The organism is uncultured Microscilla sp. (assembly GCF_947493425.1).
Taxonomy (GTDB): domain Bacteria; phylum Bacteroidota; class Bacteroidia; order Cytophagales; family Microscillaceae; genus Microscilla.
Genome location: NZ_CANLRP010000218.1, coordinates 1 through 12,201 on the forward strand (window position 1 = coordinate 1; position 12,201 = coordinate 12,201).

Annotated in this window: 7 protein-coding genes and 3 tRNA genes; 7 read left to right on the plus strand and 3 right to left on the minus strand. The window is 40.7% G+C overall.

Translation table 11 applies throughout. The annotated features are described in order from the left end of the window. The 6 genes from Q0954_RS30020 (at position 1) to Q0954_RS30045 (ending at position 5,857) form a co-directional block, all read left to right on the plus strand. Positions 1-72: transfer RNA gene (locus Q0954_RS30020), tRNA-Thr, on the plus strand. 43 nt (positions 73-115) lie between these two features. Then, positions 116-188 (plus strand) — tRNA-Thr (locus Q0954_RS30025). Positions 189-634: 446 nt separating this feature from the next. Next, positions 635-707: transfer RNA gene (locus Q0954_RS30030), tRNA-Thr, on the plus strand. Between the two features lie 151 nt (positions 708-858). Next, complete coding sequence (locus Q0954_RS30035) at positions 859-1,095, plus strand: hypothetical protein (protein ID WP_299464306.1); 237 nt, start codon at positions 859-861, stop codon at positions 1,093-1,095. Positions 1,096-1,215: 120 nt separating this feature from the next. Continuing rightward, complete coding sequence (gene gyrA, locus Q0954_RS30040) at positions 1,216-3,807, plus strand: DNA gyrase subunit A (RefSeq protein WP_299464308.1); 2,592 nt, start codon at positions 1,216-1,218, stop codon at positions 3,805-3,807. 796 nt (positions 3,808-4,603) lie between these two features. After that, positions 4,604-5,857, plus strand: a complete 1,254-nt coding sequence (locus Q0954_RS30045) for a tetratricopeptide repeat protein (RefSeq protein WP_299464310.1) — start codon at positions 4,604-4,606, stop codon at positions 5,855-5,857. Between the two features lie 342 nt (positions 5,858-6,199). Here Q0954_RS30045 and Q0954_RS30050 read toward each other — a convergent pair whose 3' ends face one another. Beyond that, on the minus strand, positions 6,200-7,756 hold the full coding sequence (locus Q0954_RS30050; protein ID WP_299464312.1) for a class I SAM-dependent DNA methyltransferase: 1,557 nt from the start codon (positions 7,754-7,756) through the stop codon (positions 6,200-6,202). Between the two features lie 248 nt (positions 7,757-8,004). Between Q0954_RS30050 and Q0954_RS30055 the strand changes: the two genes are divergently transcribed. Then, positions 8,005-8,430, plus strand: coding sequence for a hypothetical protein (locus Q0954_RS30055; RefSeq protein WP_299464315.1), 426 nt, complete (start codon positions 8,005-8,007; stop codon positions 8,428-8,430). Between the two features lie 60 nt (positions 8,431-8,490). Here the strand turns inward: Q0954_RS30055 and Q0954_RS30060 are convergent, their stop codons facing one another. Beyond that, complete coding sequence (locus Q0954_RS30060; RefSeq protein ID WP_299464318.1) at positions 8,491-9,291, minus strand: hypothetical protein; 801 nt, start codon at positions 9,289-9,291, stop codon at positions 8,491-8,493. A gap of 325 nt (positions 9,292-9,616) precedes the next feature. Continuing rightward, positions 9,617-11,668, minus strand: coding sequence for a BatA domain-containing protein (locus Q0954_RS30065; protein ID WP_299464321.1), 2,052 nt, complete (start codon positions 11,666-11,668; stop codon positions 9,617-9,619). Positions 11,669-12,201: the final 533 nt, after the last annotated feature.

Genomic DNA, 12,201 nt, shown 5'->3' on the forward strand with positions numbered 1-12,201 from the left:
CCTCCTTAGCTCAGTTGGTAGAGCAACTGATTTGTAATCAGTAGGTCGTTGGTTCGAGTCCAATAGGAGGCTTTTTTTAAATACTTATTCTTCCTTTCATTCCAAAAGGCAACAAGCCTCCTTAGCTCAGTTGGTAGAGCAACTGATTTGTAATCAGTAGGTCGTTGGTTCGAGTCCAATAGGAGGCTTTTTTAAGATACACTACAACCTGTTTTAGTATTGCTAAAACAGGTTTTTTTGCTTTAGTAATGCTTTGTTTATCTACCTCTCTAATGAAGTTTGCCCCAAGGGACTTGACAACACTCACTATATACACCCACTAAAATAAAACCTGTATTTGCCTGGTGAGGCATACAGCGAGATAAAATAATTGTAATAAAGCAAGGAAAACTTCATGCTTGTTGCATTTGGTTTTGATGCGAAGCTCTGCCTGCTAAATATCGCCCAAAAAAAGGCATAAAAAGCAAGCAAAAAAACGTTGATTAAAGCATTTGAGGGTAGTTTTTCGAGCTTGTGGATAAGTCGCTGAATTTTAGGCGAAAAAGATCAAATATATCGCCTAAAAAAACGTTTTTTTGTTGGTGAAATCACCTTAAATTTATTATTTTTGTAAACGATTAAAACAAGAAAATAAGCCTCCTTAGCTCAGTTGGTAGAGCAACTGATTTGTAATCAGTAGGTCGTTGGTTCGAGTCCAATAGGAGGCTCTTTTTAAACCCTTATTTCAAAGTCTGTTATTCACCACAACAGGCTTTTTTGGTTTAAAATATTTTCTTACTTCTTTCATTACTTATGAGCAATAAAATCGCAGTTATAGTTTTTACCTTTATTACCTCCCTCTTTCTTACCACAAGCTGTATGCCTCCCCGGTGCAAAGTTTCACAGTGTCATGTAGTCATTGACCATAGTCACCCTACCAGAGGAACTTTCAAGTCGAAAACCAAATCAGGTAAACTCTTTACTTCTTCGGGCATGCGCCGAAACAAGGTGGTAAGAGGAGTACCCTGGTATAAATACATATTCAGAAGATCTTACAAAGCAAAGTCTGCCAAGGGCAGGTACAGAAAAATAGATACCAGAGAAGCATACGATTAAGGAAATATCAAATGCAAGTAGTGTATTCTCTACACAAACAGATCATTATTTTCAGAAAAAAGGTATACAAACTTTAGGGTTTGTGATCATTTAAGATAACAACAAAATTATTTAGACAATATGCTGGAATCTTCAAGTAAAATAATCCCCATTAATATTGAGGATGAAATGAAGAGTGCCTACATAGATTATGCTATGTCGGTGATTATTTCGCGAGCGTTACCAGACGTTCGCGATGGCTTAAAACCTGTACACAGAAGGGTACTGTATGGAATGTCTGATTTGGGTTTGATGTTTAACAAACCTTTTAAAAAATCAGCACGTATCGTGGGAGAAGTATTAGGTAAATATCACCCACATGGAGATGCTTCAGTGTATGATACAATGGTAAGGATGGCACAACCCTGGTCGCTTCGCTATCCTTTGGTTGATGGACAAGGTAACTTTGGGTCAATTGATGGTGACTCGCCTGCGGCAATGCGTTATACCGAGGCGCGCCTGAAGCGTGTAGCAGACGAGCTGTTGTCTGACCTGAACAAAGATACTATTGACTTTCAGCCAAACTTTGACGAATCGCTCAAAGAACCAACGGTATTACCTTGTAAAATCCCTCATTTGCTCATCAATGGTACTTCAGGTATTGCTGTAGGTATGGCTACCAATATGCCTCCTCATAACCTGACCGAAGTAGTAGATGGCATTATTGCTTACCTTGACAACAACGATATTACAGTTGAAGAACTTATTGAGTATATTCCAGCGCCTGACTTTCCCACCGGGGGAATCATTTATGGTTATCAAGGAGTAAAAAAAGCCATGCTTACCGGGCGAGGCAGGGTAGTAATAAGGGGGGTAGCAGAAGTAGAAACCACCAAAAGCGGCAGAGAACGCATCATTGTGACCGAAATACCTTATTTGGTAAATAAGGCAAGCTTGATTGAGAAAACCGCCCATCTGGTACAAGAAAAGAGAATAGAAGGTATTTCAGACATCCGCGATGAGTCTGACCGTACCGGAATGCGCATTGTATATGAACTCAAGCGCGATGCTGTACCTATGGTTACGCTCAACCAACTGTACAAATATACTGCATTACAATCGTCGTTTGGGGTAAACAACGTGGCGTTGGTCAAAGGACGACCTGAAATCTTGAATCTGCGTGATATGATTTACCACTTTGTGGAGCACCGCCACGAAGTAATCTATCGTCGTACTCAGTTTGAGCTCAAAGAAGCCAAAGCCCGTCAGCATATTTTAGAAGGTTTGCTGATAGCCTTAGATAATATCGACGAGGTCATTACATTGATCAGGGCATCGAAAGATGGCGAAACAGCCAAAAACTCTTTGATAGAAAAGTTTGAGTTGTCAGAGATTCAGGCAAAAGCCATTCTAGATATTCGTTTGCAGCGTCTTACGGCTATGGAGCGCGACAAAATTGTGGCAGAGCATAAGCAAATTTCTGAGTTGATCAAAGAATTGGAAGCCATTCTGTCAGATAAAGGCTTGAGAGTAGGCATTATCAAAGAGGAGCTTACAGAAATGAAAGACAGGTATGGCGATGCTCGCCGCACCGACATTGAGCACATGGCTGATGACCTTACCGACGAAGATATGATTCCGGTAGAGGAAATGGTCATTACTATTTCTCACTTTGGCTATATCAAGCGTACTTCTCTAGACGAATACCGCACCCAAAACAGAGGCGGGGTAGGGTCGAGGGGTACCTCTAAAAAAGACGATGATTTTACTGAGCACTTGTTTGTAGCGTCTACCCACGATTATTTGTTGATTTTTACCAACTCTGGTAAAGTGTTCTGGATCAAGGGGTACAATATTCCGGAGGTTGCCAAAACAGCCAAAGGGCGTGCTATCCAAAACCTTTTGCAAATGGAAAAAGGAGATAGTATACGTGCGGTAATCAATGTGAAGCAATTGCAAGATCCCGACTACAACCAAAACCATTACCTGGTAATGTGTACTGAGAAGGGAATCATTAAAAAAACCAGACTTGAAGCGTTTTCAAGGCCTCGTCAAAACGGTATCCACGCCATTACCATCAACGAAGATGATCAACTGTTAGACGTAAAATTGACCAATGGTGAAAACAATATTATTTTGGCCATTCGTAGTGGTCGTGCCATTCATTTTCACGAAGATCAAGTAAGAAGCATGGGACGAACTGCGGCTGGGGTACGTGGTATTACACTTGATGGTGATGACAACCGAGTAGTGGGTATGGTGTGTGTGGCCAGAGACGATGCCAGTTTGTTGGTAGTGTCTGAAACTGGTTATGGCAAGCGTTCTTCTATTGAAGATTACCGCATTACGAACCGAGGTGGAAAAGGGGTGATTACGATGCAAATTACCGACAAAACAGGTCGTTTGGTGGCTATCAAAGAAGCAGTAGATACCGACGATTTGATTTTGATCACCAAAACTGGGCTTGCCATTAGAATGTCTATGTCGGACATGAGGGTAATGGGTAGGGCTACTCAAGGGGTACGTCTTATTAAACTACACGAAGACGACAGTATAGCATCGGTGGCAAAAGTAGACGCAGAAAGCTTGCTAAACGATGAAGAAGGTGAAGAAAGCAGTGTAGAAGGCGAAGCAACTGTGGAGGCTGCTACTACTGGAAATGAAGCCGAAAACCCAATAGAGAGCTCTAAAGAAACTTCTGAAGACAACGAAGATAAAGCCACAGATGCATAAGCCAACTGGCTTTTTATCTATGCCTACTAGTAGACACTACATAAGTAAAGCACTATTTTTCTTCTTTTGTCCTTAGAAGCACTAGGTTTTTGAGACCTGACAGATATAAAATTTCTTAAAAAAAATGGCGAATAGATTCCTATTCGCCATTTTTTGCTTTAGAAACTTCAAGTCAGATTGATTTATGTGGGGCTTTTTTTTGGCTGTTTGTAGGGAGCTTTTAGCTTTTTTGGTCTCTGTGTAGTTTTAGCCTTTAGCTTTTTCTTGAGCTACGATAGGGTTGAGCCTTTAGCTTTTTCTTGAACTACGATAGGGTTGAGCCTTTAGCTTTTTCTTGAGCTACGATGAGCTTTAGCCTTTAGCTTTTTCTTGAGCTACGATAGGGTTGAGCCTTTAGCTTTTTTTTGAGCTACGATGAGCTTTAGCCTTTAGCTTTTTCTTGAACTACGATAGGGTTGAGCCTTTAGCCTTTTTTTGAACTACGATAGGGTTGAGCCTTTAGCTTTTTCTTGAACTACGATAGGGTTGAGCCTTTAGCTTTTTTTTGAGCTACGATGAGCTTTTAGCCACGCTTGCGCCCATTCGTAATTAGCTTACGCAGAGCTCCCTTTGGTCGGTTCGTAATTCCCTAATTCGTAATTAGCCACGCTTGCGCCCATTCGTAATTCGTAATTCCCTAATTCGTAATTGATCCATTCGTATACGTTCAAGAACTAAAATACAATTAAACTCGAAATAATCGTTATATTTGCCGAATCTTATTGGAAAATATTGAATGTATATAATTGTTTAACAGATGAAAAAAATCGTTTACGTTAGTTTGTTGTTGAGTTTAGTGGCAGCTTTTCCTTTGAGAGCACAATTAAGCTCTGCCATTGCAAATTATAACAGCAATAAATTTGACAAAGCTAAAGAAAAAATTGACGCTTGCCTGGAGAGTGAAAAGCTGAAAGGAAAGTCTAAAATGTGGTATTACCGTGGCCAGGTATACATAGCAATTGCTCAAAACCCCGCCAAAATTTTTGGTGCGTTGAAAGCCGCCAATCCAGATGCTATATATGTTGCTTACGAAGCGCTGACCAAAGCCATGGAATTGGAGCCTAAGAAAAGAGGCTATTACAAGGATGCGGCAAAGGCATTGAAAACCAACTTGCATCCTACTGCTATTAACCAAGGGGTAGAAATGTACCGCGCAAAAAATTACAATGCTTCGGTAAAAGCTTTTGAGTTGGCACAAAAAACCAACGACCAATCTTTACTTCCTTTTGTATATGGTGGTGATGTGGCGCGTGAAGCCAAGAACAAAGAAAAATACGAAGCTGCTTTAAGAGGCATTATCAAGTTTCCTGTAAGTGCTTTTGAAGCATTGCTAAAAAAAGACGAACTGGCAAAACTACAAGATGCTGAGGCAAAAAAAGCCCGTTTGACTCAAGAAAAAGCCAACTATTATGCGGCATTGGTGTTTCACTTGCGTGAAACCAAGCAATACGAAGAAGGAGTAAAAGTAGTAGAAGAAGGGGTAAAGCTTGCGCCTAACCACGAAAACCTTCGAGCGTTGCAAGTAGAGCTTTATGTGAAAACCAATAAGCTAGACGATGCCATCAAAAACCTTGAGAGTGCCATTGATAAAAACCCTAAAGATGTAGGTAACTATGTAAACCTGGGTATTATTTATGACAAAGCTGGTAAAACCGAGAAGGCTGAAGCTACTTATGAAAGATGTCTTAAGGTAGACTCAGAAAACTACAAGGCCAACTTTAACCTTGCTGTACTTCAATTTAACAAAGCGGCTAAGATTTTGACCGAAATTGATAAATTGACGCTTCCTGAGTACAACAAGCGTGGTAAAAAAATGGAGCAAGAAGCTGTAGTTGCGTTCAAAAAAGCATTGCCTTATTTTGAAAAATTAAAAGCAAAAAAGTCAGACGATATGAGCGTATTGCGTCCATTGGGTAAAATTTACAACTTCTTGTCGCGTAAGTCTAAAACTGACAAAAAGATGTACACTACCAAATACAAAGAAATAGAAAAAGCCATTAGTGGTGAGTAGTCACTAAGCTAAGATAGAATTATTATATCAAAAAAGACGGTCACTGGAGGTTAGCTCTGGTGACCGTCTTTTTTTTAGGCGTATACGCCTAAAAAATTCCATGATTATTTGCAAAACCATGCTTTCTTATAAAACTACTTCATTGTACCACCTAGGGCGCTTTTGCAATGCCTTTTTGTCTATAAAATAGGTGTCTATTGAAATACACGCCAGGATGGACGAAGGTTATAAACTTTCTTCTATTCAAAGGCTTAAGTTGAGAAAACTGAGGCCAGTGGGTACTAGAGAGAAACTCTGGTAACCGTTTTTTTGTGAGGATAAATAAGGTATAAGTCTTTATATCTATGACTGTATTTTCCTTAAAAAGTCCGAGATTTTTACATCAATGTCCCGATCGTGTACCTCGATATCAGCAATACGCTGCTTCACCTCGGTAGTGTCCCCTGCTGGCTCAGACTCGCTAGTGCTTACATAGCGTGAAATGTCGAGGTTATAATCATTCTCAGCAATTTCTTCGAGCGGTACTATGCGCATATACTTGTCTACATCAGCAAATACCTCGTACGTTTTCACTATCTTATTGATGTGAGTCTCCAGCAATTGGTTTTGTTTTTCGCCTTTCTGGTAGTCGCGACTAGCCTCTACTATAGCCACCCTGCCTTTTTGAGCGGGGTTTTTGTCTTTGTTGAGTATCCACACTGCTACAGGTATGTCCGTATTGCAAAATAATGCGCTGGGCAAACCCACAATACCCTCTACCAAATCGTCCTGCAGCAAAGCTTGGCGTATTTTACCTTCGCTGCCACCTCTACAGAGCGCACCGTGGGGCAGCACTATCCCAGCTTTGCCATTTTTTTGCAAAGACGCGAGCACGTGTTGCAAAAACGCGAAATCGGCGTAGCTTCGTGGAGGCACACCATATACCAATCGCTCAAAAGGATCGTTTACTTCTTTGGCATAGTTGGGGGATTCCCTATTGATTTCATACTCTCCGTTAGTTGCTGCTTCGGCGGCATTTTCGACGGGCATCCACCAACCATTCAGCGAGAAAGGAGGGTTGGCAATGATTCGGTCAAACACTTGCAAGCCTTTTTGAGCATGGGTGTGCCGGGGATTGACTAAAGTATCACCTTTCTGTAAGTCAGCGCTCTCAAAATTGTGTAAAATCATATTGATTCTGCCAATAGCCCAAGTACTTGTTTTTTTTTCCTGCCCAAACAAGGCAATGTCTACTACGCCATTCTTGATGCCACCTGGTTGGTCAGCTACGTAGCGCGCCGACTCTATAAGCATACCACCCGAACCATAGGTAGGGTCGTATACATGGTGTCCTGGCTGGGGTTTTATCAGGTGCACAATGAGGCTTGCTACTCCACGTGGGGTATAAAACTCGTCGCCTTCCTTGCCTGCACTATCGGCAAACTGTTTGATCAAATACTCGAAAGCATTGCCCAGTAAGTTGCCCGACTCCAAGTCTTTGTTTTGTAGCGAGTATTTGTCAAAGTGGTGTAACAAACGTTGAAGTACCTTGCTCGATAATGTTTCTTGACGGTCAAACTTGACAGCAGTCATTACTCCCTCCAAACTTTGGTTTTCGCGTTCTATAGCCTCCAAAGCTTTGTCAAGTGCAGTGCCTATGTTTTCGGTCTGTTTTGTCAAGTATTGCCAGCGGGCTTCGGAAGGTATCTTAAAATCAACCTTTTTTTCGGCGTCTTCTCGGTTCAAACCTTCTTGATCCATTCTTTTAGCTACTTTCTCCTCAAACACATCATTGAAGCGTTTCAGAAATAGTAAACTAAATATATAATTCTTAAAATCAGACGAGTTGGCACTGCTCTGCAATATGTTGACAGAGTCCCACAACCAGCCTTCCAGCGTCTCAAAGGTAAACTTACTCATATATCGTTTTTTGTAATTTGGTGGCTTCTATAGTTAATAAATATGTAACTATGTTGAGCCCACTATGTTTGATTCCTTGGCTGCATTTGTACCTATTGGTGGCGAGTAATTATGAGTATACCTCTAATATTGCTCGTTGACACTTGTATTTCTTTGCTTTTGCCAGGCTATTATGTTATCACAAGAGTGTAAGTATTTTGTGATTTACCAAATAAAACTATACCTTTGACCCCTAAAATATATAAAAAATGATAAAATTTGTACTAATCACAAATACTATTTGGTTTGCTCTTGGGTTTCACGCTTTTTCAATACGGCATAAAGTTTTTGCCAAACTGGTAGTGCCGAGAAAAGACCGAGATACCCCTGTGTTCTCTATTTTAGCCGAATCGGGACGATTTTTGGGTGGGTTTAACCTGGCGTTTACCTTATTCAATGTTTTATTGCTTTTTAATCTGAATACTTTTCCCAGCGACAAGCAAAGGGCTATTTTGTTGCTGGTATTTGCTATAGCGCACGGTTCCCAATTTGCATTTAATGTTCCCATTGCCATTCAAAACACACGGGGCGAAGGAGTATGGCAAGTGCTCAAAGGAACCATGTTGTTTATATTTGTAACAGATTTTGTTATGATGACCCTCAACTTAGCCTTGTCTATACTATTTGCCTGGTAGCTAAAGCCCATTGGCTGTTGGGAGGTGGTTTTTTTAGATTATTGGATAAAGTTACCTTTACTATACATTGAGTATTTCTTCCCAGGCAGTATTTAAGGTATAACAAGCCCCCTTGCTGGTACGGGCATAACGTTGAGGGATGATTTCGCCCACTGGGTTGCCTACTATTATGTCAAGTTTATACAACGAAGCAGTTGTTGTTTTAATTACCGCATAAGGTGTGTCAAACCCTGTAATTTTTTGGGCAATTTTGGGCCGATAGCCCAACGCTTGTTCGGCAATCAAGGGGCTAAAAAAACGTAAAGCTTGTTTGCTTCTTTTGGGGCTTATTACTTCTTCTTGCAGTAAACTGCCCCCTTGCCAATGCATGCGTAAGGGGTGGTGGGTATCTTGCAGGTTGTCAACCAAGAGTTTTTCGGCACGTTGCTGCCAATCAATCTCAACCCTACTCAAACCGTAGGTTATTACCCGCTCGCACATCGACAACGTTCTGATGCCTTTGCCGCGCCAGCCTTCTATTATACCCTGCCAAAACTTAAGAGTGCGTGTGCCCATAAACTGGTTCAAAAAATCGCGGGGCACCATAGCAGTGCTATGCATTGCCTCAAACATACCAGCACCTATCAGGCTTGAAGCGTCGATGTGGTCTTTAAAATTGATTTGCTCCAGAATGTTTTCTATAGTATGAAACACCTTATAAATGCGCTCAATATTTTGATGCTCGACGGCATCATCTACTATCTCATGTCCTATGTCTGACATTAATAAATAATAGGTTTTCGCCGATTTTTCTTGTTCAAAATGGGCGTACCATTCGGGTTTGTGTTGGGCAATCAGCCCTGCTGCTTCGGTGGGAGTCATTGGTTGGTGGGTTACTACAGTTTCAATTTTTAATTACGAATTGTTCAATTACGAACCGACCAAAGGGAGCTCTGCGTAAGCTAATTACGAATTACGAATAGGCGCAAGCGTGGCTAAAAGCTCATCGTAGTTCAAAAAAAGGCTAAAGGCTCAACCCTATCATGGCTCAAAAAAAAGCTAAAGGCTAAAGCTCATCGTAGTTCAAAAAAAGGCTAAAGGCTAAAGCTCATCGTAGCTCAAAAAAAGGCTAAAAGCTAAAGCTCATCGTAGTTCAAAAAAAAGCTAAAGGCTAAAACTACACACAGACCAAAAAAGCTAAAAGCCCCTACAAAAACCTAATCAACAAAGTCTCGATAAGCAAAAACGCCAGGGCAGCAACTATAAAATACTTCCACAGGTTCACCTGAATATTTTTGGCTTTAAACTCCGTAATAAAATCTTTGCCTTGTTTAGAGAAATCGTATACCTGCACATTTTTCGCTTTGGCAAAAGTATTCTTAAGCTCCTCCATGCTGTAGTAGTTCAAGTCAGACTCTGCCTTGCCATAATTAAAAGCAATCAGCCCTTGTTGCTTGCCATTCAGCATGAGTTTATAATAGCCTGCTTCCAGTGTTTGGGCGGGCATTTCGAGCAATAGTTCATCGCCAATAATACGTTGAGCTGGTACAATCTCCAGCTTGTCTTTTACCAGTTTGTACACTTGGTTTTTGGCGGGATTATTTACCTTCAGTCGCAGCGTTTTTTCTTGAAAGGTATAAGCAAGGCGTTCACCCGTAGTTTTGCTTGCCGAAGCTATCTTATACATTATTGGTACAAAGATAGCGTGTTTGGCAAGGCTGCTATAGTCACCGTTGAGCGGTGCTGCACACAAATATACTTTGCCACGCCCTACTCCAAACTGCGACATAAACGGGTGACGGTTTTTGTAGGTAAATACATTGTTGCCAAGGTTATTCCAGCTTATTACGGCACTGGCAAAGGGCATGTTCATGTTGCGGGGAATGTTGTTAAACATGCCCTTAAAAAACGGATTGCTTGTATTGGGCACGGCAAGTGTATTATTGCTGGTTCTTTTCAGGGAGTCTTTGTTGAGAGTTTGCGTTTTGAAACCGCTCACCCTCAAACCTCCCAGAAAACCACCATAAGAGTTGCCCGGTTTGGCTGCCGGAAATACCACCAAACTTCCCCCTTTTTGAACAAATTCGCGCAAAGCAGTTACCAAGGCCCCTTCAATGTTGTTGAGCTCGTTGAGTATGATCAAATCTGATGCTTTGATGCGGTTGTAGTCCAGAGTATTTACATTTTGACTATTGAGCTTAAATACTTTTTCGTTGCTGTACAGGTTTTGAATGTACCTGGTAGGGTTCTTTTCGTGCAGGTGCAAAATATTGATAGAGGTAGAGGCATTGAGTGTAAAGAAGTATTCATTGTCAAACATTACTGGAAAGTCTTCAAAGGTAATTTTACCTGCCTTCCAACCTTTGCCGTTTACCGTAAAGTTAAAACTGGTCATTGCAGTAGCGTTGGCGGGTAGTTCGGCGCTGGTGGTAGACACTTGTTTGCCATCAAGAAAAAGCTTAAGTACCAGGTTGGGGTAGTTGTCTTGACTAAAACTTTTCAAGCGTACATTTACCCGGTTACTTTCCAGTTCTTTGATAAAGGGGTTTTCCAGCCACACCGAATCTATCATAATGTTGGCTGTTTTTTCTGACTTGATAGGCACTATATAGTATTGGTTGGTAGTGTCTAACTTTACCTTGTTTAAATCTCCGGCAGTACTTTTCTGAAAATCGGAAAACCAAAACACCTGATTCTTTTTGTTGTTCGAGTACCTGTCCAGCAAGTTACTTTGGCGCTTATACAAGGACGGAAGGCTACGGTAAGCATTAGAAAACTTTGTCTCGGTCAGCCGATCGGCTATTTCATTGGCAGGAATAGGAAACTGCTCTTTATTTTCAAAGTTGTTGGTAATTAACTGAAAGCGGGCATCTTTAGGAAAAACCTTTACCAGATCGGCAATATATACCGAGGCAAGGTCAAAATACTTATCATTGCCCAACTCGCTTTGCATGCTGTAAGAGTTGTCGAGGTACATACCCACCAGTCCACTTAGGTTTTGAATATCTTTTTGGTTTTTGCTGGGGATAAATGGTTGAGCAAATGCCAATACCAAGGCTGCTACCATACCCAAACGGGATAATAAAATGAGAAATTGTTTGACTCTTCGGAATGAATTAGTTTCGGTTTTTACATCTTTGAGTAGTACTACATTGGTAAAATAGACCCGTTTTACTTTTCTAAAATTGAATAAATGAATGGCGATTGGAATAGCTAGTGCCACTAACGCCCACAGGAACAGGGGATATACAAAGTTCATTCAGTTATAATAAGTTTTTGTATTTTCTATGGTTATTTTTTACCTCAAAAACCACCTGCCTACAGCAAGCAGTATGGAGGGTTGGCATCACTTCTGGTATTACTGATAAAACAATGATTCAAGTGATTTGTTTACTCAGTTACAGCATCTTACAAGAAAGGATATTGTTGTTAGAATAACAAGTTTTCAAAAAAAACATTTACGCTAATATAGCCAAATCACGTATTTGCGTAGGCACAAGCAGGTATTTTAACAATCAGGTAACAAAGCTTTGAAATAATGTGCTTTTTTTTTATAAATTCCGTTATTTTTACCGCCAATGTTTTTAGTTTTTGTTAGGCTGAGCCGTTAGCTTTCATTGGGTTGTTTGTAGTTTTGGCTTTTAGCCTTTAGCTTTTGTTTAACTGTTTGTATGGAGCCTTGGGCTTTTAGCCTTTTCTTGAGCTTCGGTTAGCTTTTAGCCTTTAGCTTTTTTCTTGAGCTACGATGAGCTTTAGCCTTTAGCTTTTTCTTGAGCTACGATGAGCTTTAGC